A 25,114-nucleotide genomic window follows, 5' to 3' on the forward strand; every position below is an offset into this window, starting at 1 on the left:
TCATTTTTATTTTCTTATTCAAGACCTCACAGGTTTTGAAAACCTTTGAGGTCTGAGCTCCCGTAAACATAATATCTTTTCGGTAAGATCTTTACTTTAATGCCATCCTTAAGGCTTCAAAGAAAACATCAAATTGTTCCTTTTTTATATTTAACGGCGGAAGAATCCTAAGTAGCTTTTTATTTGAAGCTGCCCCTGTAAAAACTTTATGTTCGAATAACAGCTGCTTTCTTAGGGATGCGATTTCAAAATCGAATTCGAGGCCTATCATTAGTCCCCTTCCTTTTACCTTTTTGATCTGCGGAATCTGAGCCGCATGTTCTTTTACATATTCAAAAAGACCTTTGGCATTTCCAATAAGATCTTCTTTTTCTATAATTTCAAGCACAGCTATTCCTGCAGCACAGGCAAGGTGATTACCTCCAAAGGTGGTTCCCAGCATTCCCGATTTCGCCTGAATCTTATTATCAATTAAAATTCCGCCGATCGGGAAACCATTCCCCATTCCTTTCGCCATTGAAATAATATCCGGTCTTATTCCGTGCTTTTGAAAAGCAAAAAAGTCTCCCGTTCTGCCATAACCTGCCTGGACTTCATCTGCAATTAAAATAGATCCGTGCTTTTTACACAATTGCGAAGCTTTTTTATAAAATTCGATACTGGCTTCGTCTAAGCCTCCAACTCCCTGAATGACTTCAAAAATTACTGCGGCAACATCTCCTTTTTTCAGCTCATTTTCTAATGCTTCAGTATCATCAAAAGCTAGTTTTACAGCGTTGTGTCCTTTGTTAAAAGGTGCTTTTATACCTTCATTATCTGTAACTGCCACTACCCCGGAAGTTCTTCCGTGGAAAGCTTTTTCAAAATATATTACCTTATCCCTTCCGGTCTGAAAAGAGGCTAGCTTTAGTGCATTCTCATTTGCCTCTGCACCAGAATTACACAAAAACAGATAGTAATCCTTTACTCCCGAAATTTTTTCCAGCTTTTCCGCAAGCTCATTCTGCAGCGGATTTTTAATGGAATTGGAATAAAAACCGAGCTTGTTCACCTGATCTGTGATAGCCTTAATATAAAAAGGATGGGAGTGCCCCACGGAGATCACTGCGTGTCCGCCGTACAAATCCAGGTATTCCACATTATTTTCATCAAAAACATAAGCGCCTTCGCCTTTCACCGGAGTGATATCGTAAAGCGGATATACATCGAATAAATCCATAGTTACTGTTCTGAAATTGAATTAATTTTTTTGAAAGATGCCTGAATTCCTTTTATAAGGGAAGAACTGAGTCCGTTATGCTCCATTTCATTGAGACCTTCAATAGTACAACCTCTTGGGGTTGTGACTTTGTCTATTTCCTCCTCGGGATGTTTTCCAGATTCTATCAACAAACTGGCGGCTCCCAGGCAGGTTTGCATAGACAGCTCCTGCGCTTCCTTTGCATCAAAACCGAGTTGTACCGCGCCTTGTGTAGTTGCGCGTATTAAACGCATCCAAAACGCCACTCCGCTGGCACAAATTACCGTTGCCGCCTGCATTTTATTTTCGGGGATAATAATACTGCTGCCAAGTCGGTTAAAAATAGCTTCAGCAATAGCAATGCGCTTTTCCCCTTTTTTGTTACTGCAAAGGCAGGTCATCGATTTTCCAACCGCAATTGCGGTATTTGGCATAGAACGAATAATAAACTGGTCTTGCCCAACAATAGCCTCTATTCTCGGAATCTTAAATCCGGTAACTGTAGAAATAAGCACGTGCTTATCTGTAAGGGCATCTTTAATTTCTTCCAAAATACCTTCCAGTTGAGTAGGCTGAACTGCAAAAATCAGGATATCGGAATTTTTTACCGCCAACAGGTTATCTGAAGTAACACTTACTTTAGAATACTCCTCGTAATCTTTAATATCATCAACTTTTCTTTTACTCAGAAAAAGCGTGGTAAAAGCATTATTTACAATAAGGCCTTTAGCAATTGAAAGTCCGAGGTTCCCGGCTCCTAAAATGGCAATTTTCATTATTTAATATTTTGAATGATGATTTTATATTTTGAATTATAGATGCCCTGAAAACTATTCTTTATCCTTCTCTCCTTAACTCTTTGGCTCTTTTCCTCTTTAACTTTTTCTAAAAATAATTCGCTTTCAAGTGTAATCCTGCAGTCTCTTCCAGTCCGAACATTAGATTCATATTCTGAACTGCCTGGCCCGAGGCTCCTTTCAGGAGATTATCGATAATGCTTGTAATCAAAAGCTTATCGTTAAATTTCTGAAGCCGTACCAATCCTTTATTCGTATTGACAACCTGTTTTAAATGAAGTGCTTCATCTGTTACAAAAGTAAAAGCTGCATCTTTATAAGCTTCCTTGTAAATCGACTGGGCTTCTTCCAGGCTTCCTGAGAATTTAGTGTAAGCCGTAGAATGGATTCCGCGGGAGAAATTACCCCTGTTCGGAATAAAATTAATTTCGGCATCGTGCTGCGGCTGAAAATTCTTTACACTCTGCGTAAGTTCATTCAAATGCTGGTGTTCAAACGATTTGTAAGCCGAAAAATTATTGTCCCGCCACGTAAAATGGGTAGTTTCAGACAAAGAAGTACCCGCACCGGTCGCTCCCGTAACTGCGTTTATATGTATATCTTCCTTTAAAAGATTTTCTTTTGCCAAAGGTAAAATGGCAATGCTGATTGCAGTAGCGAAACAACCCGGATTTGCGACGAAATTTGCCATTTTGATGGCCTCTTTATTAAATTCCGGCAGACCATAAACAAAGGAATGATCATACCTTGACATCCGGTAATCTGTACTTAAATCGACAATTTTAGTCTTTTCTGAAAATTGGTTTTCAGAAAGGAATTTTACTGAATTTCCATGCCCCAGACAAAGAAAAACTACGTCAACATCTTTATTAATCTCTCCGCTAAACTGCAGATCTGTTTCTCCCAGCAAATCCTGGTGTACCTTTGCAACCGGCTTTCCCGGTTGGGAAGTACTGTACACAAAATTGATATTTGCCTGAGGGTGCCTAAGTAAAATCCTGATTAATTCTCCCGCTGTATAACCGGCACCACCAATAATTCCTACTTCTATCATTGCTCCTGTTTTACGTGTTGGTAAATTTTTCCTGAATTTGAGAGGATCTTAATAAATCCTTTCGCATCATCTGCCGTCCAGGCTTTATTTTCTTCACCGTAATTTCCGAAGCTGCTGTTCATCAAATCGAATTTGGATTTAATTCCGTCCAAAGTAAACCTGTAAGGATGAAGGGTAACAAATACTTCCCCGGTTACCTGCTCCTGCGAGCTTTGCAGAAAAGCTTCAAGATTTCTCATTACAGGATCGAGATACTGACCTTCGTGAAGGTGCGTCCCATACCAGTTTGCGATATAATCTTTATGCTGAAGTTGCCATTTGCTAAGGGTATGTTTTTCCAGCAAATGATGTGCTTTTATAGTAATTAAAGCAGCAGAAGCTTCAAAACCTACCCGGCCTTTAATTCCAATAATGGTATCTCCCACATGAATATCCCTTCCTATTGCAAATTTTGAAGCAATACTTTCCAGGATCTCGATATTCTTCTCAGGAGCGTTTTCTTTTCCGTTTACTGCGGTGAGTTCTCCTTTTGTAAAGCCAAGACTAATCTGTTTAGCTTCCTTCTCCTGCAACTGTGAAGGATAAGCCTCTTCCGGAAGCGGCTTTTCTGAAGTTAAAGTTTCAGCACCACCAACACTTGTTCCCCACAGTCCTTTATTGACGGAATATTTTGCTTTTTCCCAGTTCATATCAACTCCGTTGGCTTTAAGATATTCAATTTCTTCCTGCCTCGTTAGTTGCTTATCTCTAATTGGAGTGATAATTTGAATTTTTGGCGCTATGATCTGAAAAATCATATCGAAGCGCACCTGGTCGTTTCCTGCACCGGTACTCCCGTGTGCGATATATTCGGCTCCTATTTTCTTTGCATGATTCACTATTTCAATAGCCTGTACAATACGTTCTGCACTTACCGATAGCGGATAGGTGTCATTTTTAAGCACATTTCCAAAAATGAGGAATTTAACCACCTTATCATAAAAGGAAGCAACCGCATCTATATTTTTGTAAGTTTTAGCCCCAATTTTTTGAGCATTGGAACCTATTTTCTGTATTTCTTCTTCTGAAAATCCTCCGGTATTTACACTTACCGCGTGAACTTCAAAATTTTCTTCTTTAGATAAATATTTAGCACAATAAGAAGTATCAAGACCTCCGCTGTATGCTATTACTACTTTCTTCATTTTTATTATTTTTTCGTCACAAATTCACGAATATTTATTTCCGTTTTTGTTCCCCTCCTTTTTTAGGAGGACTTTAACCCTTCCGGCGCTCTTTGGAGCGCCACCTTCCCTTTGAAAGGGAAGGAACAAATCAGCTTTCGCTTTTTTCTTTTTTATAAAAGAGCGTCTGCTTTATATTTTTCAACCTTTTAAAGGCCTTGTCATTCAGGCTCTCTTTTTTCTCTTCTTTCCCTTTCTTCTTTTCTGGATCATACATCATACCAGTACAAAGGCACATTTTACGCTCTGTTCTGGTCAGGATATCGTAATTCTTGCAGGTTTGGCAGCCTTTCCAAAAGCTGTCATCATCTGTAAGTTCAGAGAAGGTAACGGGTTGATAACCCAGCTCATAATTGACCTTCATTACAGCCAGCCCGGTTGTAATTCCGAAGATTTTGGCTGTCGGATATTTTTCCCGTGAATATTTGAAGATTACTTCCTTTATGTCTTTTGCCAATCCCTGATTCCTGTAGTCGGGATGCACAATGAGTCCGGAATTTGCCACATACTTTTCATGGCTCCAGGTTTCGATATAACAGAAGCCGGCAAATTTTTCGCCATCCAAAGCGATAATCGCGTTTCCCTTTTCCATCTTACTGATGATATATTCAGGAGTACGACGTGCAATGCCGGTGCCACGGACTTTCGCCGATTCTTCTATAGTAGTACAAATAATCTCTGCATACGAAGCATGAGATTTGTTAGCAATGATAATCTTCATCTGCTAAAAATTTTTTTTGAAAAAAATTAATTCGATTTTTGTCTCTGAGAGGGGAACCGGACTCACCTTGAGTTCCATAAAATTACACACGCACTTACGTGCGGGGGAAAAAGCGGCGCATGGGAGATGCTTCAGGAAACGTCCTGAAATTTGCAGTTTTTAATATGTCGCTTAGATTTTTCAATGTAGATGATTTCAAAATAATAATTACCTTCTGTACGGAAATAAATCGCTTACCTGCGAATGCGGGGACAGCGAAAAAATTCGGGTAATATTATTTGTCTTGTTGAAATCATATTATAAATGTACACAAAATTATTAAGCAACAAAATCCCTCAGACTAAAAATTGAAATAAATTTGGTTTATCATTTAAATATTCTCCATAAAAGTTCTTTTTCTTCATTCTTTCCACCAGTGGACCAAAATCGGCAGGATCTTTTAATTCAATTCCAACAACCGCAGGACCGTTTTCCCTGTGGTGCTTTTTAGAATATTCAAAATGAGTAATATCGTCATAGGGTCCAAGGACCTTCGCTACAAATTCTTTTAAAGCCCCGGCACGCTGAGGAAAACTGATAATAAAATAATGCTTAAGACCGGAATACAAAAGTGCCCTCTCTTTAATTTCGGCGGTACGGGTAATATCATTATTACTTCCACTTACTATACAAACCACGTTTTTTCCTTGAATTTCCTCCGCAAAGGAATCTAAAGCGCAAATCGCCATGGCTCCTGCAGGCTCTACTACAATCGCATCCTGATTATAAAGATCGAGAATGGTCTGGCAGATTTTTCCTTCAGGAACAGTCACCATTTTATCAAGATTCTCTTTACAAATCTCAAAATTTCGGGAACCTACTTTTTGCACAGCTGCTCCATCTACAAATCTTTCAATTTCTGCCAATTCCACTACTTTACCTTCTTTTAAGGAATAAGTCATGGAAGGTGCACCTTCCGGCTCTACACCAATTATTTTTGTGTTTGGGGAAAGCTGCTTAAAAATTGAAGAGATTCCGGCAAGAAGTCCGCCGCCTCCAAGGGGAGCAAAAACATAGTCTATAGGAGCATCTGCCTGCTCCAATATTTCTAAAGCAATTGTCGCCTGGCCTTCTATTACCTTTTCATCATCAAAAGGATGAATAAAGACAAGTCCCGATTTATCGCCATGTTTTATAGCGCTCTTATAGGAATCGTCGAAGGTATCTCCTTTAAGAACAACGTCTACCCATTCTCCTCCAAACATCTGCGTTTGTTCCACCTTTTGTCTTGGAGTTGTTATTGGCATATAGATAATGCCTTTTGCCTGCAGTTTGTTACAGGCAAAAGCCACTCCCTGTGCGTGATTACCTGCACTGGCGCATATTACGCCCTTGTCCAGTTGCTCCTGAGCTAAACTCGAAATCTTGTTATATGCTCCACGAATTTTGTAAGAACGAACCTGCTGAAGATCTTCTCTTTTAAGCATCACCCTCGCCTCGTACCTGCTACTGTAGGTAAAAGAATCTGCCAAAGGAGTTTTAATTACAACCTTGGAAATACGTTCTGCAGCATCTTTTACTGCTTCCAATTTTGGTCTGTATGTTTTTTGATCTGTCAGCAAAGTATCCATTATGCGTGTATTTTTTCCATTGCAGTCATTGCTTTTCTCAGCACACCACCCACTTTCTCAACCGGATGATTCCTGATAGCATCGTTAACTGCGATTAATTCCTGATTATCCACTCCGGTATAATCAGTTCCGTATGATTTTCCTGCTACTTCAGGCTCAAGACTATTTATATAATCTTTAATAAGCGGCTTGGCAGAATGATCAAACAGGTAACAACCATATTCTGCAGTATCAGAAATTATTCGGTTCATTTCGTATAATTTCTTTCTTGCAATGGTATTGGCGATAAGCGGAGTCTCATGCAGTGACTCGTAGTAAGCTGACTCTGCAATTATCCCAGCTTCCACCATTGTTTCAAAGGCCAGTTCCACTCCCGATTTTACAAAAGCAACGAGAAGGACTCCCTTATCAAAATATTCCTGTTCTTTAATTTCTTCAGAAGTTGCCTCAGTTTTTTCAAAGGCAGTATTTTCTGTTGCAGCACGCCACTCCAGCAATTCCTTATCGTCATTAGCCCAGTCTTTCATCATTCGGCTGCTGAAAGCGCCAGAAATAATGTCGTCCATGTGCTTCTGAAAAAGAGGACGCATTTGCTCCTTCAGTTCTTCAGAAATCTCATTAGCTCTAAGTTTTGCCGGATTAGACAACCTGTCAAGCATATTGGTTATACCACCATGTTTTAAAGCTTCAGTAATTGTTTCCCAACCATACTGAATAAGCTTCGCTGCATAAGAAGGCTCAATACCATCTGCTACCATCTTATTGAAAGTAAGGATAGAACCTGTTTGAAGAACACCACAAAGAATGGTTTGTTCTCCCATTAAATCTGATTTTACCTCAGCTACAAAAGATGAAGCTAAAACTCCGGCTTTATGTCCACCTGTTGCCACAGCATAAGCTTTGGCCCATTCGAAACCGATTCCCTGAGGATCATTCTCGGGGTGTACGGCAATTAACGTAGGCACGCCAAAGCCTCTTTTATATTCTTCCCTCACCTCTGATCCAGGGGATTTTGGAGCAACCATAATAACGGTAATATCATCGCGCACCTGCATTCCTTCTTCCACGATATTAAAACCGTGAGAATAAGAAAGCACAGCATCTCTTTTAATATGTGGCATAATAGCCTTTACTACAGAAGTGTGCTGCTTATCTGGTGTAAGGTTGATCACCAAATCTGCCTGCGGAATCATCTCTTCGTAGGTCCCAACATTAAAATTATTTTCTGTTGCATTTTTCCAGGACTGGCGCTTTTCTTTAATAGCACCTTCTCTAAGGGTATAGGAAATATCAAGACCACTGTCCCGCATATTTAAACCCTGATGAAGTCCCTGGGCTCCACAGCCCACAATAACTATTTTTTTATTTTTTAAGGCAGCCACACCTTCACTGAATTCATCAAGCGCCATAAAGCGGCAGGTTCCCAGTTGGGCTAATTGATCACGTAAAGAAAGGCTGTTAAAATAGTTCGTCATGATGTTAATTTTGTAGTATTAAATTTTTCTAGTATTCCTGATATTGGCATTTCATTTTTGGTAACTGCGATTGTGCCGGATCTAACAAATTGCATTAATCCGTAAGGCTTTAAAATTTCGTACAAATGATCCACCTCATGTCGTTTTCCGGTTTTTTCAACTACAAAAAAATCACGGGTAACAGTCACTATTCTTGCATTTGTCTCTTTTATAAAGTCCTGAATATTTAAATCGTTCAGAAAATCTTCAGACTTAATTTTATAAAGTGCAGTTTCCTGGTATATCATTTCCTCATCTGTATGATAAAAAGCTTTAATTACTTCAATTTGCTTTTCTATCTGACCAATGATCTTTCTTACCTGCTCCTCTGTTATCCTAACCACAATAATAAACCGCATCACTTCATTTACCTCGCTAGGCGAAGCAGTAATGCTTTCAATATTAATATGTCTCTTTAGGAAAATTGCAGCAATCCTGCTCAATAATCCCAGGTTGTTTTCCGTATATATGGATATGGTATAATTTCTCTTTTCCATTACTCTAATAGTATTTCTGAAACTGACGCTCCGGTTGGTATCATAGGGAATACATTTTCTTCCTGTTCAACTTTAACTTCAAGGAAATAAGCTTCTTTAGATTCCATCATCTCCTTAACGGCATCTTTTAATTGTGAACGCTCAGTCACCTGATTTGCTTTAATATGATATCCTTTGGCAATTGTTACAAAGTCTGGGTTCACCATCTCTGTAGACGCGTAGCGCTTATCAAAGAACAATTGTTGCCACTGCCTCACCATACCTAAGAAGCCATTGTTTAAAACCACAATCTTAACCGGTACTTTGGTCTGGAAAATAGTCCCCAGTTCCTGGATAGTCATCTGGTAACCACCGTCCCCGATTACTGCCACTACCTCACGCTGTGGAACGCCCATTTTAGCTCCAATTGCAGCCGGCAAAGCAAAGCCCATAGTTCCCAGTCCGCCGGAAGTCACATTGCTTCTGGTGGAATTAAATTTAGAATATCTGCAGGCAGCCATCTGGTGCTGACCAACATCTGAAACAATTACAGCGTCTCCATTAGAGAAATTATTGATTTCCTGGATCACCTCACCCATTCCGAGGTTAGCTTTGGTAACATCCATATTACCTTTTATGACTTTCTCATATTCGGTTCTATACATGTCTTTAAACTCCTGGTGCCAGCTTTCATGTTTATTAGGCTTTAAAAGCTCAAGTAAAGTTTTAAGCGTTTCCTTAACATTCCCCAATACAGGAATATCAGCATGAACATTTTTATTTATTTCTGCAGGATCGATTTCAAAATGGATCACCTTAGCCTGTTTGGCATAATGCTCCAGGTTTCCGGTTACCCTGTCGTCAAACCTCATCCCAATTGCAATAAGAACATCACATTCATTGGTAAGCATGTTTGGCCCGTAGTTACCATGCATTCCCACCATTCCTACGTTAAGAGGATGCGCTGTTGGTAAAGCAGAAAGTCCAAGAATTGTCCATGCTGCAGGAACACCTGATTTTTCCACAACCTGTTTGAAAAGATCTTCGGCGCCACCAAGGATAACACCCTGCCCCCATACAATTAGAGGTTTTTTAGCATTATTTATCGCTTCTGCAGCTTTTTGTACCTGCGCAAGATTTACTTCAGGATAAGGATTATAACTTCTGATTCCCGAGCATTTTTTATAACTAAAATCAATAGATGCAAATTGCGCATCTTTTGTGATATCTACCAAAACAGGACCGGGACGACCGGATCTTGCGATGTAAAACGCTTTGGCAATGATCTCCGGAATCTCTTCCGCTTTAGTCACCTGATAATTCCATTTGGTGATAGGGGTCGAAATTCCCACAATATCGGTCTCTTGAAAAGCATCACTCCCCAGTAAATGTGATCCCACCTGGCCTGTTATACAAACCATTGGTGTTGAATCTATCTGGGCATCTGCAATCCCAGTAACAAGATTTGTCGCTCCCGGACCTGAAGTAGCCACAGCCACACCTACTTTTCCGGTAACACGGGCATAACCCTGGGCAGCATGTGTAGCTCCCTGCTCATGCCTTGTAAGGACGTGATGAAGTTTATCCTGATACTTATATAATTCGTCATATACAGGCATAATAGCGCCACCAGGATATCCGTAGATGGTGTCCACACCTTCCTCCAGCAAACATTTTATTACCGCTTCGGCCCCGGACACTTTTGTTGTCGTCTGGGTGTTTACCTTTTCAAAACTAGCTGTTTTTACTTCCATAATTCACCATATTAAAATTCATCGGTAACACAGCCTTGTGAAGCCGAAGAAACCGTTCTCGCATATTTATAAAGCACTCCTTTATTAAACTTTAAGGCAGGAGCTACCCAATTTTTCTTTCTTTCTGCTATTTCTTCTTCTGAAAGAGCTACTTCAATCCTGTTTGTTTCGGCATTAATGGTGATCTCATCACCATCCTTAAGAAAAGCCAGAAGTCCGCCTGCCTGAGCTTCCGGAGTGATGTGACCCACTACAAAACCATGAGTTCCACCGGAAAATCTACCATCTGTGATAAGCGCAACGTCTTTTCCCAGTTTAGCTCCCATAATTGCAGCGGTAGGCTTCAACATTTCAGGCATTCCGGGGCCGCCTTTAGGACCTTCGTAACGGATTACCACTACATCTCCTTTTTTCACTTTCCCTTCAGAAATACCATCATTAGCTTCATATTCACTATTGAAAACCCTTGCTTTCCCGGTGAACTGCAAACCTTCTTTTCCGGTAATTTTTGCAACAGAACCTTCTTCAGCTAAGTTTCCATAGAGTATACGGATATGCCCTGTCTTCTTGATTGGGTTATCCAGAGTTCTCAACACATCCTGACCTTCTTCAAGATCTGGCACTTCGTTCAGGTTTTCAGCAAGTGTTTTTCCTGTAACAGTCAGGCAATCCCCGTGCAGCATATCGTTCTTCAGCATATATTTAAGCACTGCCGGAATTCCTCCAACTCTATGCACATCTTCCATTGCATACTTTCCGCTAGGCTTTAAATCGGCTAAAAACGGAGTACTGTCACATATTTTTTCAAAATCTGTTAATGTAAAATCTACTTCTGCAGCTTTGGCTATAGCCAGAAAATGTAAAACTGCATTAGTGGAACCTCCAAGAACCGTAAGAAGCCTAATCGCGTTCTCCAGAGCTTTTTTGGTTACTATATCCCTTGGCTTGATATCTCTTTCGATAAGCAGGTTCATTGCTTTTCCTGCTTCTATACTCTCTACGCTTTTTTCTTCACCAACTGCCGGATTAGAAGAATTATAAGGTAAAGCCATTCCGAGTGCTTCTATCGCTGAAGCCATTGTATTGGCAGTGTACATCCCTCCACAGGCACCTGCGCCCGGACAAGCCTTTTCTATTACCGCATTATAATCTTCATCACTAATGTCTCCGGAAACTTTTGAACCCCAGGCTTCGAAAACAGAAACAACATCCAGTTTTTGGTCTTTATGACAACCTGAAGCGATCGTACCGCCATAAACCAGAATTGCAGGACGGTTAATACGCAACATTGCCATAAGCGCTCCGGGCATATTTTTGTCACAACCAACAACTGTTACCATCCCGTCATACGACATTGCATGCACCACAGTTTCCATAGAATCTGCAATTATATCCCGGGAAGGCAAGGAATAACGCATACCCGGTGTTCCCATAGAAATCCCGTCGCTCACTCCAATTGTATGAAAAATAAGACCTACAAGTTCACTCTCATTACAACCTTGTTTTACCAGCTTTGCCAGGTCATTAAGATGCATATTACAAGGGTTACCTTCGTACCCTGTGCTGGCAATACCTACAAATGGTTTTTTAAAATCTTCTTTTGTTAATCCTATCGCGTGAAGCATCGCCTGAGAGGCTGGCTGAGATTCACTTTGAGTTAAAACTTTACTGTATTTATTGTTCATTCTAAAATTTAATTCGCTTATAAAATTTAAAGTTAACTTCTTAGCAACAGTATAGATGAAAATGCTAAGAATTAAAACTACTTTCAAAAAAACTTAAACAGATACAATTATCTGTAAATCAATATTTTAAACCTTTTATCTTTACGATAGCTGGATAAGAGAGCCCAAGAGCCAAATTCGCTGAATTCAATTGATTTTACTGCAATTTTTGAGCTTTTAAGACGTGAAAATTCCGTTATTTCAATAGAAACTTCCTTTTTTCTTCTGAAAAAACATTTTTACCCGCAAAATAATCTTTATTTACAAAAAATGAACATAAAAATAGCCGCCCAAAGGACGGCTGTTTAAAATGGCAATTATCGATCGTTGGAAGCACGAAATAAGAAGGACGAGGGACGAGCCCTTTTTTTCTCTTCCTCCTAAAGACTGTGCTGAAATTGGCAATTATCGTCCTTAAGTTTCACCACAAATACACGAATGATTTCTAAATGCTTCCGCAGAATTGCTTTCCGTAATTCTCCTGATTCCTGATTCCTGATTCCTGTCTCCTTTTTCCTGATTCAATTTAAGGTGAACGTTCCAAAATAACTTTCCTACCTCTTCTTCTTCAGGGAATATAAATCTTTCCTTCTGTCCTTCATATTTCTTACACTTCCAAAGTTGTGCAGCTCTTTGAGCAAATCTAAATCTACATCTACCAGCAACGTACTTTCGGTATTTGGAGTCGCTTCAGCTTTAATTCCGTTTACGGGGAAGGCAAAGTCTGACGGAGTTAGAACCGCGCTCTGAGCATACTGAATATCCATGTTATTCACTTTTGGTAAATTCCCTACAGAACCGGCAATGGCGACATAACACTCATTTTCGACCGCCCTGGCCTGTGCACAGATTTTAACACGGGAATAGCCGTTTTGAGTATCTGTCATAAAAGGAACGAAAAGAATATTCATCCCTTCTTCTGCAAGAATTCTGGAAACTTCAGGAAATTCCACATCGTAACAAATTAAAATCCCTACTTTACCACAATCTGTATCAAAAGTTTCCAATGTATTACCGCCTTTCATTCCCCAGGCCGACTCTTCTGCCGGAGTAATATGTAGCTTTTCGTAGCGCTCATAACTACCATCCCTTCGGCATAAAAATCCCACGTTATACATATGCTCGCCAATGGCCTGCGGCATACTTCCGGTAATAATATTGATGTTATAATTAATTGCAAATTCCCGGAAAGTTTCCAGCAATCGTTCAGTATAACCTGAAAGTCCGCGTATCGCTTCAGGTTCAGAAAGATGGTTGAACTGCGCCATTAAGGGAGCATTAAACAATTCAGGAAATAAAATAAAATCACTCTGGTAATTACTTACCGCATCCACAAAAAATTCTATCTGGGACACCAACGCTTCATAATCTTTAAACAACCTCATTTGCCATTGTACGAGACCCAACCTTACAACTGTTTTTGTAGTATTTACAAGCTTTTGAGGTTTGGTGTAATAGATATTATTCCACTCCATTAAAGTGGCAAATTCTTTACTTTCGTGGTCGCCTGAAAGGTATCCTTTAATCACCTTTTTTACGTGAAAATCATTGGATAACTGAAAAGACAGCACAGGATCGTGAATTTCCTGAAGTTTTACTTTATCAATATATTTTTTAGGTGTTAACTCATCGGCATACTTTGAATAATTGGGAATGCGGCCTCCAAAAATAATAGATTTCAGATTAAGATGCTCACAAAGCTCTTTCCTTGCCTCGTACAATCTTCTTCCCAATCTCATGCCGCGGAATTCCGGATGGATAAAAACATCTATTCCGTAGAGAACATTTCCGTTTTTGGTATGGGTAGAGAAATTTTCACCTCCAAGAATTTCTTCGTAGCTGTGATTATCATCAAAATTATCATAGTCTATAATAATGGAAAGTGCGCAGCCCGCAATTCTATTATCTATAATAATGCATAACTGACCTTCAGGAAATTTATTTACCAGCGTTTTAATCTCGCCTTTCGTCCAATATTCATCAGGCATCGCATGATAACTTTTTATCATGGACACCTTCAACTCTTCATAATCCTTAACCCGTAAATTTCTTAACTCTATTTTTGCTGAATCGATCACTTTTATTTTTTAAATTATTTGGCTGCAAAGATACTGCCTAAATAAGTGATTCTGAAATAAAAGAAAGTGAACAGAAAATTACCTGAAGGATTATACCTGGTAAAGATCATTTTTAATAGCAAATAACACCAGGCCAATCCTGCTTTTTACTTCGAGTTTTTCAAAAAGGCTTTCCCTGTAACCATCGATGGTTTTGGGACTAAGATTCATTTCTCCAGCTACTTCTTTATAGGTCATTTCAGAACAGGCATGATTCAGGAATTCCAGTTCACGGCGCGTGAGGTTTTCGAATTTCTTCTCAGGATCACCTTTTATCATAGCTTCTGAAACCTCGTCGCTGTAATAATATCCGCTGTTTATAACCGACTGCAACGCGTAAAGAAATTCATCTGGCTCAATGTCTTTTAGAAGATAGCCCCTGCAGCCATTTTTAATCATTTTTATGATATAATTCTCATCATGCTCCATGCTTAGCGCAAGCGCTTTTTGTTCAGGATAGTTTTCCTTAAGCCACTCCATAGTCTCGAGGCCGTCTTTCACCGGCATTTTTATATCCAGCAAAACAATGTCTGGCCCGGGCTTACCACCATTAAAATGATCCACCAGTTCCTGTCCGTTTTTAAAAATTTCCAGAACCTCAAAATCATCATAGGTTTTTATGAGTCCGTTAAGGGATTTAGCAAAGAGAATATGATCATCAACGATTATAATCGTTTTCTTCATTTTTTGTAGGGTTAGAAGGATAGGATAAAGATAGGAAAGTTCCCTCGTTTTCTGAAGAATTTAGATGGAAGTCTGCATTTATAAGTGCTGCCCTGCTTTTCATATTTAACAATCCCGAACTTTTCGCAACCGTTTCAGGATCAAACCCCACCCCATCGTCCTGAACTACAATTTTCAGTCTATCTGAAAGATAGGAGAAATTTACAGTTAACTTTGAAGCTTTTGCGTGCTTGATCACATTAGAGAAAAACTCCTGAAGTATCCTAAACAGGATGATGCCGTCTTTTTTATAAATTTCGAACTCTTCCCCTTCTGTTTTGAATTCCACCAGAAGGATATTCAGCCGCTCGAATCTATTAAGTTCATTTTCCACAGAAGCGGTGAGCCCCGAATATTCTACTACTTCACTATTTAAAGATTTTGACAGGGCACGGACTTCCTGTAAAGAAGCAGCCACCACTTCCTTTATCTCCAGAACCTCTTCCTTTTCAGGTAAGGTTTTGGAAAGAATATTTAATTGAAGATTAGCAACAGAAAGTAGCTGACCGATATTATCATGCAGCTCCCAGCTAATATTTTTGAGGGTTTGCTCCTGAATTTCTATCCTGGACTGTACAATTTCCTGCTCATAACGTTTTTCTGCTTCAAATTTTTCCTCCAGAAGTTTATTTTTCCGTCTTTGGTAGGTGATAAAAAAGATGATCACAAAAGCCGTTAGCAGCAAGATCACTACCACAAAATAGATGATGAGTAAAATTTCTTCTTTAGAAAGCATTTTTGATATTCTTAGGAGATGTTTTTCTCTTGCTGGCCAGCAATAAAAAAGCGATACTATAAGCACTATACACAAAAATGTTCAACCCAATTAGAACATATTTACTGAGTTTCATAAATTCCGGACTCTGGGTAGTATAATATTTGTAATAAATTAAAACAGGAGTAGAAGTTAGAAAAAACAGGAGTGCCGCAAAGGAAATATAAAAACTAACCTCCCTTTTGATACTTAGAATTTTAGAACTTAATAAAATTTCAAAATAATAATGAAAAATCACTCCTAGTAGCAAAACAGTCCCCAGAATGTAAGTTACTAGAGAATGACTTTTAAAAAATATGTCTGAAAAAATTAAATTGGCAATACAGATAGTAACATAGAAGATCACTCCCATATTTATAATTTGCCTAGTTTTTTTATTTGAAGTATTCCAATTAAAATATAGAATATAAACCGCAAAACTGATAATCAGGTAAGGGTTATAAAGCCAGAAATTATTATACAAAAAAGTGCTTTTGAGAAAATGTAACGGCTCATTGTAATAAATAATTTTAGGTATTGAAGCTAGTGCTTCTACAAAAAACGTAAGCAATAAAAAATAGGAGAAAAAACCGACCGCTATCTCGGTCGGTTTTTTTTTAAAATAATACAATCCAGAAATGGCAGCAAGACCTTCAAGGAGAATTACTAGAAAGGAAAGGCTTTGCATTAATAATTTCTTGGAGGATCACCACCCTGGATTATATTCATAGGCTCAATATCGTAATTATTAGGATCTGAGTCTGCATTGTCGTTTTCAGTATCTGCCTGGGCTTCTTTGGTAGGTGACAGGAAAATAGTAGAATATCCTTTTTCCTCTTTAGTGGTTGGATAAGCACCTAAATAAAACCTGATTCCGGGTTTTTTAACGCCCTGTTCCTTAGATTTTTCCCTTACATAATCCAGGTAGTCCTGTAATTCATCCAGGCTGTACCAGAACTCGCGGGTATCTTCATAACCCTCACACTCCCTTATATCTTTTCCTCGGGTACGTACCCATTCGTCCTGTTCTTTGCGTGCTTTTTCAACGCTGATACATTTTTTTGGTTTTTCCATTTTTACAGATGCTTAAGAATCGTTAAATTGAAAGTTAAAAATAGTTAATTTAGATGTTTTCACAAGATTACTTTTGTAAAAAGGGTGTTTTTCCCCTTTTTTACATCCTTTAACAGCACTACATTTGTGATGTCATTTTAGTTAAACTAAAATGTTTTGGGGGCAAAAAAGTGCTGTTAAAGCGTAATTTAATAATGAGTAGGGTCAATATTAATTTCTAACGCTGATGCGGCACTTTTTTATTTATATAATATCCCTGAGTTTTCTTCCTCCTTTTAAAATATCCTCCTTCCTCTAGCTCAAAACCGATTATGCCGACTCTGGTCATCCCAAATTTTACAGGCTTCAATCCATAGAACCTCAAACTTCTCAAAAAATTCAGGTAAACCCTGGAAATGGAAATTAAATAATTGTAGTAAAAGGGGGTTTTTCCCCTTGCCTGGATTGCATTCCTACCATACATTTACAATGTCATTTTAGTTAGACTAAAGTGTTTGGGGGCAAAAAAGTGCTGTTAAAGCGGGATGTAATACTGAGTAGGGTCAATATTATTTTCTTTATCGCTGATACGGCACTTTTTTTTATTTGGTAATATTCTTCAGCTCTTTCAAAACAAATTCAATTTTGTCTCCTGCTACTTTTTGCGCAATACCGTTTATCCCGTCTCCGCTTAACTGAAGGATCCTGGGATAACCACCGGTAGTCTGGCAATCGCGCATAAGAACAATTAATTTTCCGGAAGGGGTGAGCTGCACAGTTCCGGGGAGAACGGGACCTGTAATAATTGGTTCCAGATCGTTAACCAGCGGCTCATCCAATTGGATCGCCATCCGGTTATTGGTTCTTCCAATTCCGTAATCCGTTTTTAGTAGCAGTGCCTTTTGCGCTTTAGAAAGTTGATCATACTCAGGACCGGGATAAACTTCGATATTATTTGACTCTATATATTCTGAGTGGAATTTAACCGAAGAATAAGTGGTTGGCTCCATCTTCTCAAAAGAGCTGTAAGAAAGTGTCATCCCTTTTTCAAGTTTATAACTTTCTGTTAGTCCGGTGTACCAGCTTCTACTATTCATAAGAAGCTCGGATTCAAAACCATGTTTAACAGCAAGATAAGCACGGCAGCCATTTTTTCTTCTTCCGAACGAAAGAACATCTCCGTCCACAATTTTAAGGATAGAAATATTTTCAACCTCGTTTCCGTTAATTTTAGGAGAAAGATCTGCCCCGGCAATGGCAATTTCAGTCGGAGCAGAAAATTGTAATTTTGGACCCATTTGTGTAATTTCAAGAACAGCATCATTGGCTTTATTCCTTAAAATTAAGTTCGCCATTTTTGCTGCATAAAAATCCATCGCACCACTTTGCGGAACTCCGAAATCAAGAAAACCAAACCTCCCAAAATCCTGAATCGTAGAAAAAAGTCCAGGCTGTAAAACGTCAATTTTCGACATGATAATCTTCAACTTTTAATTGATAATTTCCCTCTTCAATTTCCCTCGAAACTGTTTCAAACTCTTCTTCTGAAACAGCAAAAAATTTCACCTTATCCCCGGAAGAAATCCGGGAAGGAGGAAGGCTGTTTTTATCGAAAAAATTCACCGGACAATTCCCGATAATCTGCCATCCTCCCGGACTAGGTTGAGGATAAATTCCGGTCTGTTTTTCACCTATTCCCACAGCGCCTTTTTCGATCTTCATTCGTGGTTGTTCCTTTCGGGAAATATGCAGTTTTTCATCCAGCCCCCCGAGGTATAAAAATCCGGGTAAAAAACCCATAAAATATACAGTATAAAAAGGCGCTGTATGACGGCTGATTATCTCCTCAACACTAACTTGATTTTGCTCTGAGATTAACTGCAGATCAAGTCCAGATTTTTTACTGTAACAGACAGGCAAATGATAAATTTTAGAAGTAATATTTTTTTCTATCTTAGCACCCTTAATAAGCCTCTCCAGCTCAAATAGTTCACCATAGACATCTTCTATAATAGTTGTATAATTAATTAATAACGAGCTATATGCATTATTTACCTCAACCTTTTCTTTAATATAAAAATTTTGAACTAAATCTTTTACAGAAAGTAACTTTTGAAGTAGTTGTTCGTTAATTTCCGGTTCAAATTCTATCAGAATTGCCCGCTGCCCCATCGGTTTTATCTTTGGAAAATCCTGCTTCATTTCTTCTTGATTTCAATATTTTTTCCTTTCAGTTTTAGCTGCAAATAATTCAGAATTTCTACTGCATTTTTAGTGTCGCTGTGCAGGCAAAAAGTATCTGCTTTAAAGTCCTTTTTTACACCGTTTAGCGCGACCATTTTTTCTTCAGAAAACATGGCAAAAACATGGTGAAAAACATCCTCTTTTTCATGCAAAACCGCCTGAGATTTTGACCGCGAAACGAGGCTAAAATCTTCGTTATAATTACGGTCTGCAAAGGCCTCTAAAATTACTTTAAATTCTCCCTTTGCCAGCTTTGAAATCACCGAATTATATGGTGCATAAAGAACATAATTTGAACCTGTTTTTCTGATTGAATTCAGAATTATTTTAGCAATCTTTTCATCTTTTGCAGCATCATTATAAAGGGCTCCATGAGGTTTTATATGTGTCACTTCAACTCCCTTTTCAGCAGTAATTCTTTGCACCAGTTCAACCTGATTTCTTACGGACTCCTCCAGTTTTTCTTCCGAAATTATCATTGATTTTCTTCCGAAGTTTTCCTTATCGGGATAGGAAGGATGGGCTCCGATTTCCACATTATTTGCGATCGCCAGGTCAATAGTTTTACGGATGATTTCTTCATCGCCGGCATGACCCCCGCAGGCAATATTACAGGCAGAAATTAGCGGCATAAGCTCTTCGTCATACTCACCTCCTTCTCCTAGATCGCAATTTATATGAATTTTCCTCATTGGTTATGTGGTTCTTTTTACACGGTGAATAATTTTAATCCGGCAACAGCAGGTTTTATCCAGCATACCAGTATTTTTCTATAACTGAACTTATTCGCCACTCAAAATAAGAAAATCGGGATTACCGGAAGAAGAATTACATCAGCAATCTTTAAAAACCGCAGAATTTCTATCATTTTTAATCACAAAGCCTACAATAATTATGAAAAAAGCCACAACAGAAGAATTGCTGGGAAATTTAAAGCACCCTCAATTTTGCCAAATATCGACCTATATAAACGCTCCTGATCAACCCAATCCTCACCGGAATCGGTTTATCAGGAGAAAATCGGCGTAAGAGCAGCGAACGACCTGGTAGCTTGTGGAAACGACAGTCGCGGGCCGGCGCAAGTAACCGAAAAAGACCCACATCAGCACATTTAGAAAAACTTCTTCAAAAACTATTTTTCAGATGCAGCCTGCAAAGCATAAATTGCAAAGCTTCCCAGCCAGTGACCACCTTCATAAGAATCCCCAACCAGATTTGGGAAGGAGTAAGAAACATGTTCGTTTGCCAAAGTCCTTAAATGACCGAATTCTTCAGGATATTTGTTAGCCAGGTGATAAAATACCCATGCCCTGCTAAAGTTTAGGCCATCCAAATGCACCAGTTTACCGTCAGAACGATCTGATACTTCCCCAACTTCCATTGTAAAATCCTCATCTTTTAATTCCGGCATAAAGTCATCTATCCAGAGATTGAAAGCGTTCTTTGGCAGGATCCGCAACATGATATCTACTTCCTGAAGACATGGTGAAAGAAAATCATATCCTCCCGGCTCCCAGCTAACCGGGCAGTTATCATCACTTAAATAAAAATCCCTGGCACGCTTAGATATTGCTTCTCTAAGCTCATCATTCCTAGTGCTCGTCGCAAAATCATAGCCAAAACTCATTGCAAAGGCAGTATTAGCGTGTTCTCCTACCCGGATTGGATAATTCAGCTTCGGAAGAAATTCCAAATACCGCTCTACAATTAGATCTGTAAGAGGCTGTAAGTTTGCATCCAATTCTTCGGCAAGCGGATCTTCCCAGGTTTTTAACTCTTCTGCAAGTTTTAATAGCCACGCCCAGCCATAGGTGCGTTCATAAGAATCACTTTGAGGCCTTTTAAAATATTCTACTTCAGCTAAAATATTTTCTGCAGAAAGGGAATTTTTCAGCTTTTCCTTAATCATTTCTTCTTTCTCCAAATCGGGAAATTGCTTAAGAAGGCTCACGAGTGACCAATGTGCATGGACAGAAGAATGCCAGTCGAAACAGCCATAAAAGGCAGGATGAAGCTCCTGTGGAGTTCCTAATGCTTCTTCATTTTCCAAAGTCTGGCCTAATTTATTAGGATATTCTGTTTCTATGCAACCCAATGGCAGCTCTGCAAGCCTGTTTGCTTCTTCAAGATTAAATTTCACTTCTTCTTCACTTAAAAAGGACTCGGAAATAAAGCTTTCCTCAGATAAACTATCATTTTCTAAAGCAGGAACATCTTCTAATCCCTCTTTTCTTTCACCTTTACAACCAAGTATGAAAATTACGATGAGCAGGCTTATAATTTTTTTCATTGCAATATTAGTATCTTTTAAAAGAAGTAGATTTGAGATATTTTTAATTGAAATAACGTTTTCCACAGCACTATCACCCCAGCCAGCCTTCTCTGTCCAGGCTGCGGTACTGTATAGCTTCGCTTATATGATGGTCTTGAATGTTTTCTGAAGCTTCCAAATCTGCAATTGTACGGGAAACTTTCAAAATCCTGTCATAAGCTCTTGCCGAAAGATTAAGCCTTTCCATTGCCGTTTTAAGCAGAATTTTTGAAGAATTCCCGAGCTCACAAAATTCCCTTATATGCTTTACACTCATTTGGGCATTGTAATGCGTATTCTCATAGCTTTCAAACCTTTTTGTCTGAAGTTGCCTTGCTTGAGTGACCCGCTCCCTTATCTGTACACTGCTCTCCCCTTTTCTCTCTTCACTTAACTTCTCAAACGGAACAGGAGTAACTTCTATATGAATATCTATACGATCCAAAAGCGGACCACTTATTTTACTGAGATAGCGCTGCATTTCACCAGGTGATGACGAAGCCGGCCCACCCGGATCATTGAAAAACCCACTGGGGCTAGGGTTCATGCTTGCTACCAGCATAAAACTTGAAGGATAGGTAACGGTAAATTTTGCCCTGGAGATCGTTACTTCCCGATCTTCCAACGGCTGCCTCATCACTTCCAGCACACCTCTTTTAAATTCCGGAAGTTCATCCAGGAATAAAACTCCGTTATGGGAAAGGGAAATCTCCCCCGGCTGCGGATAAGCTCCACCTCCGACTAATGCAACATCTGAAATCGTATGGTGCGGACTCCGAAACGGCCGCTGGGACATTAGTCCTACGTGATCTTTAATTCGCCCAACAACACTATGAATTTTTGTGGTTTCCAGTGCCTCATGCAAAGTCATGGGAGGTAAAATGCTGGGCAATCGCTTTGCAAGCATTGTTTTCCCTGCTCCCGGAGGACCTATAAGAATTATATTATGACCCCCGGCTGCAGCAATTTCCATACAACGCTTTATCGACTCCTGTCCTTTTACATCTGCAAAATCATGCTCAAGGTGGTCCAGGTTTTTATAAAACTCTTCCCGGGTATCGATAATTGTCTTTTCCAGGGCTGCACCTTCATTGAAAAAATTGATCACCTGGAGAATATTATCTACTCCATAAACATCAAGGCCTTTAACTATTGCAGCTTCTTTGGCATTCTGTGCAGGAAGAATAAAACCTTTATAGCCTTCTTCTTTTGCTTTAATAGCAATAGGCAGCGCACCTCTTATGGGTTGCAGAGTTCCATCCAGGGAAAGCTCCCCCATAATGAGATATTCAGAAATATCTTCGGATTTAATTTGATCTGAAGCTGCTAAAATCCCAAGTGCAAAGGTGAGGTCATAAGCAGAACCTTCTTTTCTAAGATCTGCCGGAGCCATGTTGACGATAATTTTCTTTCCTGGAAATTTATAGCCGTTATTCTGAAGGGCAGCAGCAATCCTATAACTGCTTTCTTTCACTGCATTGTCTGGCAAACCCACAAGGTGATAGCCTATTCCGGTTGCGACATTAACCTCTACGGTAATAGTGGTTGCCTCTACTCCAAATACCGCACTACCGTAAACCTTAACAAGCATCTAAACTATTAATTTTTTTAAATGTACTAATTTTTTTTAAGGAATGTTCATCCTGAATTTGATCCTCCAAAAAAAATTATATAACAAACCTGATTTAAAAAGTATGTAAGAGTTTTTATTCTTAGGATTTCTCCCAAAGTTGCCGTAAAATAAAAAAGACTGAATCTTTTAAAGAAACAGCCCCTTTTATCTGAAAAATTCAGTGCAATAAAACACTAAAATTTATCTATACTATTTAAATCTTTTCTCTCAGGAATTAGCATTCTTATTATTGAAATAATTGGTACGGTAATGTTCAATTAAACCATCGATTGGCCGGCGTACAATATTTCCGATTTCCAGGCCGTAAGGCTGTAAAACCGCCCGGATAATATCTTCACTAAAAAAAGCTATACTTCCAATAAAGTGAATTGGCACACTCTGGGCCTGTTTGTAACACAAAACCCTGCTCTGCACAAAATCATGAATACCCTCATAAACCAGCTTGTAGAAATATCCGTTTCTCTCGTTGGTAAAGATAAATTCAGCAAAAGATGCGAGATAAGTATTTGGATTTTCCCTCCTGTATAGATTCTTCTTAATTTCGTCGGAATCCAGATTAAATTTTTCTTCAAATTTCGCCACTAGCTCCGGAGGCATTCTTTTATAGTAATAATCCCGGATAAGTCTTTTTCCGAAGTAATTTCCACTGGCTTCATCCATAAGGATATACCCCAGTGAAGCTATGGTTTGATGAATTTTTTTCCCATCATAATAACTACTGTTCGATCCTGTTCCAAGAATACATACGATACCTGGCTCTGTTCCGGTTGCATAAACAGCCGCAACAGTATCTTCCCGCACAATTACCTCTTCGGCATTTGTAAAGAAGTTACCTATGATATCCTCAAGAAGTTTTTTTGGAGTTGCTGTACCACATCCAGCTCCAAAAAAATGGACTTTCTCTATCTTGTCCCTTACTTCCCTTAACTCTGGGTTTTCCTCTATGCGTTGTTCCAGAACAAGTTCAGGAAACACTGCTGGATTTAATCCTTTTGTACGGGTTTTGAAAACCTGTTCTCCCTGATGATCCAAAAGAATCCAGTCGCATTTGGTAGATCCTCCATCTGTTATTAAAATCATGAGTAGTTATTTGATTAGTAGATACAAAAAACCTGAAAATACAGCCTCTGATCTCTTAAGCTGCTGCATTTTCAGGTTATCTAAATATTATAAAGAATCAACGTGTACAGCCAGGTCAACAAGTTTTGCTGAGTAGCCATATTCGTTGTCATACCATGCGATCAACTTAAAGAAGTTATCGTTTAGAGCTATACCTGCTTCAGCATCGAAATTACAGGTATGAGGATCTGAAACGTAGTCCTGAGAAACTACCATATCTTCAGTATAAGAAATTACTCCTTTAAAGTCACCTTCCGCAGCTTTTTTGAAAGCAGCTTTAATATCATCATAAGAAACAGATTTTTCTGTTCTTACAGTAAGATCCACTACAGAAACATCTGTGGTAGGAACCCTGAATGCCATTCCGGTAAGTTTTCCTTTTAATGCAGGAATCACCTTGGTTACAGCAACAGCAGCACCAGTAGAACTAGGAATAATATTCGCCATCGCGCTTCTTCCTAATCTGAAATTCTTTTTTGAAGGAGAATCTACAGTAAATTGTGTAGAAGTAGTCGCATGTACAGTCGTCATAAGACCTTCAACAATACCAAATTCATCCTCAATAACTTTAGCAAGAGGAGCAAGACAGTTTGTAGTACATGAAGCACCAGAAACCACATTATCTTCTGCTTTAACATCTTTATGATTAACTCCCATTACAAACATAGGAGCATCTTTAGAAGGTGCAGAAATTACAACCTTTTTAGCACCTGCTTTAAGGTGAGCTTCAGCTTTGTCCTTTAAAGTAAAGATACCTGTACATTCAAGAATTACTTCAGCTCCAGCTTCGTCCCATTTCAAATCTTCAGGATTACGCTCAGCAGTTACTCTAATAGTTTTTCCATTTACTACCAGGTTACCACCTTCTACAGATACATCACCTTTAAATTTCCCATGTACTGAATCATGAGCTAACAAATATGCCAAATGATCTACTTCAAGTAAATCATTAATTGCTACTACTTCAACGTTGTCGTTTTCAGCTGCGATTCTAAAAGCTATTCTTCCAATACGGCCAAAACCGTTAATTCCAATTTTTGTACTCAT

General features: G+C 39.0%; 21 protein-coding genes. All 21 read right to left on the reverse strand.

Annotated features, from left to right (window positions below; genetic code table 11):
* Positions 1-91 precede the first annotated feature (91 nt).
* Positions 92-1,219 (reverse strand): aspartate aminotransferase family protein, encoded by a 1,128-nt coding sequence (locus tag RM549_RS00145; RefSeq protein ID WP_311679494.1) that lies wholly within the window; start codon positions 1,217-1,219, stop codon positions 92-94.
* A gap of 2 nt (positions 1,220-1,221) precedes the next feature.
* A complete protein-coding gene (gene proC, locus RM549_RS00150; RefSeq protein ID WP_311679495.1) occupies positions 1,222-2,016 on the reverse strand; it encodes a pyrroline-5-carboxylate reductase in 795 nt (264 codons plus the stop codon).
* Positions 2,017-2,125: 109 nt separating this feature from the next.
* A complete protein-coding gene (gene argC / locus RM549_RS00155) occupies positions 2,126-3,091 on the reverse strand; it encodes an N-acetyl-gamma-glutamyl-phosphate reductase (protein ID WP_311679496.1) in 966 nt (321 codons plus the stop codon).
* Positions 3,088-4,275, reverse strand: coding sequence for an argininosuccinate synthase (locus RM549_RS00160; RefSeq protein WP_311679498.1), 1,188 nt, complete (start codon positions 4,273-4,275; stop codon positions 3,088-3,090). The genes argC and RM549_RS00160 overlap by 4 nt, the downstream gene beginning before the upstream one ends.
* A 130-nt stretch (positions 4,276-4,405) precedes the next feature.
* Positions 4,406-5,035, reverse strand: a complete 630-nt coding sequence (locus RM549_RS00165; RefSeq protein ID WP_311679499.1) for a GNAT family N-acetyltransferase — start codon at positions 5,033-5,035, stop codon at positions 4,406-4,408.
* A gap of 335 nt (positions 5,036-5,370) precedes the next feature.
* The gene (ilvA, locus tag RM549_RS00170; RefSeq protein ID WP_311679500.1) at positions 5,371-6,645 is read right to left on the reverse strand and encodes a threonine ammonia-lyase IlvA; all 1,275 of its coding nucleotides are present in this window, start codon (positions 6,643-6,645) and stop codon (positions 5,371-5,373) included.
* Positions 6,645-8,120 (reverse strand): ketol-acid reductoisomerase, encoded by a 1,476-nt coding sequence (gene ilvC / locus RM549_RS00175; protein WP_311679502.1) that lies wholly within the window; start codon positions 8,118-8,120, stop codon positions 6,645-6,647. The genes ilvA and ilvC overlap by 1 nt, the downstream gene beginning before the upstream one ends.
* Positions 8,117-8,656 carry an acetolactate synthase small subunit gene (ilvN, locus tag RM549_RS00180; protein ID WP_311679504.1) on the reverse strand — a complete coding sequence of 180 codons (540 nt, stop codon included), beginning with the start codon at positions 8,654-8,656 and terminating at the stop codon, positions 8,117-8,119. The genes ilvC and ilvN overlap by 4 nt, the downstream gene beginning before the upstream one ends.
* The gene (gene ilvB / locus RM549_RS00185) at positions 8,656-10,389 is read right to left on the reverse strand and encodes a biosynthetic-type acetolactate synthase large subunit (RefSeq protein ID WP_311679506.1); all 1,734 of its coding nucleotides are present in this window, start codon (positions 10,387-10,389) and stop codon (positions 8,656-8,658) included. Before ilvB ends, ilvN begins: the two co-directional genes overlap by 1 nt.
* Positions 10,390-10,400: 11 nt before the next feature.
* Positions 10,401-12,074: a dihydroxy-acid dehydratase gene (gene ilvD, locus RM549_RS00190; RefSeq protein ID WP_311679508.1), complete on the reverse strand. Its 1,674-nt coding sequence runs from the start codon at positions 12,072-12,074 to the stop codon at positions 10,401-10,403.
* A 593-nt stretch (positions 12,075-12,667) separates the two neighbouring features.
* The gene (locus RM549_RS00195) at positions 12,668-14,191 is read right to left on the reverse strand and encodes a carbon-nitrogen hydrolase family protein (RefSeq protein ID WP_311679510.1); all 1,524 of its coding nucleotides are present in this window, start codon (positions 14,189-14,191) and stop codon (positions 12,668-12,670) included.
* 90 nt (positions 14,192-14,281) lie between these two features.
* Positions 14,282-14,914: a response regulator gene (locus RM549_RS00200; protein WP_311679511.1), complete on the reverse strand. Its 633-nt coding sequence runs from the start codon at positions 14,912-14,914 to the stop codon at positions 14,282-14,284.
* Positions 14,889-15,689, reverse strand: a complete 801-nt coding sequence (locus RM549_RS00205; protein WP_311679512.1) for a sensor histidine kinase — start codon at positions 15,687-15,689, stop codon at positions 14,889-14,891. The genes RM549_RS00200 and RM549_RS00205 overlap by 26 nt, the downstream gene beginning before the upstream one ends.
* A 705-nt stretch (positions 15,690-16,394) precedes the next feature.
* Positions 16,395-16,781 carry a hypothetical protein gene (locus RM549_RS00210; protein ID WP_311679515.1) on the reverse strand — a complete coding sequence of 129 codons (387 nt, stop codon included), beginning with the start codon at positions 16,779-16,781 and terminating at the stop codon, positions 16,395-16,397.
* Between the two features lie 581 nt (positions 16,782-17,362).
* Positions 17,363-18,235, reverse strand: a complete 873-nt coding sequence (locus RM549_RS00215; RefSeq protein ID WP_311679517.1) for a 5-oxoprolinase subunit C family protein — start codon at positions 18,233-18,235, stop codon at positions 17,363-17,365.
* Positions 18,222-18,962: a 5-oxoprolinase subunit PxpB gene (pxpB, locus tag RM549_RS00220; RefSeq protein WP_311679520.1), complete on the reverse strand. Its 741-nt coding sequence runs from the start codon at positions 18,960-18,962 to the stop codon at positions 18,222-18,224. The genes RM549_RS00215 and pxpB overlap by 14 nt, the downstream gene beginning before the upstream one ends.
* Positions 18,959-19,696 (reverse strand): 5-oxoprolinase subunit PxpA, encoded by a 738-nt coding sequence (gene pxpA, locus RM549_RS00225; RefSeq protein ID WP_311679521.1) that lies wholly within the window; start codon positions 19,694-19,696, stop codon positions 18,959-18,961. Before pxpA ends, pxpB begins: the two co-directional genes overlap by 4 nt.
* 440 nt (positions 19,697-20,136) lie before the next feature.
* The gene (locus tag RM549_RS00230; protein ID WP_311679522.1) at positions 20,137-21,294 is read right to left on the reverse strand and encodes a DUF2891 domain-containing protein; all 1,158 of its coding nucleotides are present in this window, start codon (positions 21,292-21,294) and stop codon (positions 20,137-20,139) included.
* Positions 21,295-21,367: 73 nt separating this feature from the next.
* Positions 21,368-22,906: a YifB family Mg chelatase-like AAA ATPase gene (locus tag RM549_RS00235; RefSeq protein WP_311679523.1), complete on the reverse strand. Its 1,539-nt coding sequence runs from the start codon at positions 22,904-22,906 to the stop codon at positions 21,368-21,370.
* Positions 22,907-23,155: 249 nt separating this feature from the next.
* Positions 23,156-24,028, reverse strand: a complete 873-nt coding sequence (locus tag RM549_RS00240) for a BadF/BadG/BcrA/BcrD ATPase family protein (protein ID WP_311679525.1) — start codon at positions 24,026-24,028, stop codon at positions 23,156-23,158.
* An 87-nt stretch (positions 24,029-24,115) separates the two neighbouring features.
* Complete coding sequence (gene gap, locus RM549_RS00245) at positions 24,116-25,114, reverse strand: type I glyceraldehyde-3-phosphate dehydrogenase (RefSeq protein ID WP_311679527.1); 999 nt, start codon at positions 25,112-25,114, stop codon at positions 24,116-24,118.

This window comes from Autumnicola patrickiae (genome assembly GCF_031846525.1).
Taxonomy (GTDB): domain Bacteria; phylum Bacteroidota; class Bacteroidia; order Flavobacteriales; family Flavobacteriaceae; genus Autumnicola; species Autumnicola patrickiae.

What these genes read in the sequence shown, in the direction of transcription:
- RM549_RS00210 (WP_311679515.1), bottom strand. Translation starts at nt 16,781, where the DNA reads ATGGAAAAACCAAAAAAATGTATCAGCGTTGAAAAAGCACGCAAAGAA.
- RM549_RS00200 (WP_311679511.1), bottom strand. Translation starts at nt 14,914, where the DNA reads ATGAAGAAAACGATTATAATCGTTGATGATCATATTCTCTTTGCTAAA.
- proC (WP_311679495.1), bottom strand. Translation starts at nt 2,016, where the DNA reads ATGAAAATTGCCATTTTAGGAGCCGGGAACCTCGGACTTTCAATTGCT.
- argC (WP_311679496.1), bottom strand. Translation starts at nt 3,091, where the DNA reads ATGATAGAAGTAGGAATTATTGGTGGTGCCGGTTATACAGCGGGAGAA.
- pxpB (WP_311679520.1), bottom strand. Translation starts at nt 18,962, where the DNA reads ATGAAGCAGGATTTTCCAAAGATAAAACCGATGGGGCAGCGGGCAATT.
- ilvN (WP_311679504.1), bottom strand. Translation starts at nt 8,656, where the DNA reads ATGGAAAAGAGAAATTATACCATATCCATATATACGGAAAACAACCTG.
- RM549_RS00160 (WP_311679498.1), bottom strand. Translation starts at nt 4,275, where the DNA reads ATGAAGAAAGTAGTAATAGCATACAGCGGAGGTCTTGATACTTCTTAT.
- ilvC (WP_311679502.1), bottom strand. Translation starts at nt 8,120, where the DNA reads ATGACGAACTATTTTAACAGCCTTTCTTTACGTGATCAATTAGCCCAA.
- RM549_RS00230 (WP_311679522.1), bottom strand. Translation starts at nt 21,294, where the DNA reads ATGAAAAAAATTATAAGCCTGCTCATCGTAATTTTCATACTTGGTTGT.
- ilvA (WP_311679500.1), bottom strand. Translation starts at nt 6,645, where the DNA reads ATGGATACTTTGCTGACAGATCAAAAAACATACAGACCAAAATTGGAA.
- RM549_RS00235 (WP_311679523.1), bottom strand. Translation starts at nt 22,906, where the DNA reads ATGCTTGTTAAGGTTTACGGTAGTGCGGTATTTGGAGTAGAGGCAACC.
- ilvD (WP_311679508.1), bottom strand. Translation starts at nt 12,074, where the DNA reads ATGAACAATAAATACAGTAAAGTTTTAACTCAAAGTGAATCTCAGCCA.
- gap (WP_311679527.1), bottom strand. Translation starts at nt 25,114, where the DNA reads ATGAGTACAAAAATTGGAATTAACGGTTTTGGCCGTATTGGAAGAATA.
- RM549_RS00145 (WP_311679494.1), bottom strand. Translation starts at nt 1,219, where the DNA reads ATGGATTTATTCGATGTATATCCGCTTTACGATATCACTCCGGTGAAA.
- RM549_RS00240 (WP_311679525.1), bottom strand. Translation starts at nt 24,028, where the DNA reads ATGATTTTAATAACAGATGGAGGATCTACCAAATGCGACTGGATTCTT.
- RM549_RS00205 (WP_311679512.1), bottom strand. Translation starts at nt 15,689, where the DNA reads ATGCTTTCTAAAGAAGAAATTTTACTCATCATCTATTTTGTGGTAGTG.
- RM549_RS00165 (WP_311679499.1), bottom strand. Translation starts at nt 5,035, where the DNA reads ATGAAGATTATCATTGCTAACAAATCTCATGCTTCGTATGCAGAGATT.
- pxpA (WP_311679521.1), bottom strand. Translation starts at nt 19,696, where the DNA reads ATGAGGAAAATTCATATAAATTGCGATCTAGGAGAAGGAGGTGAGTAT.
- ilvB (WP_311679506.1), bottom strand. Translation starts at nt 10,389, where the DNA reads ATGGAAGTAAAAACAGCTAGTTTTGAAAAGGTAAACACCCAGACGACA.
- RM549_RS00215 (WP_311679517.1), bottom strand. Translation starts at nt 18,235, where the DNA reads ATGTCGAAAATTGACGTTTTACAGCCTGGACTTTTTTCTACGATTCAG.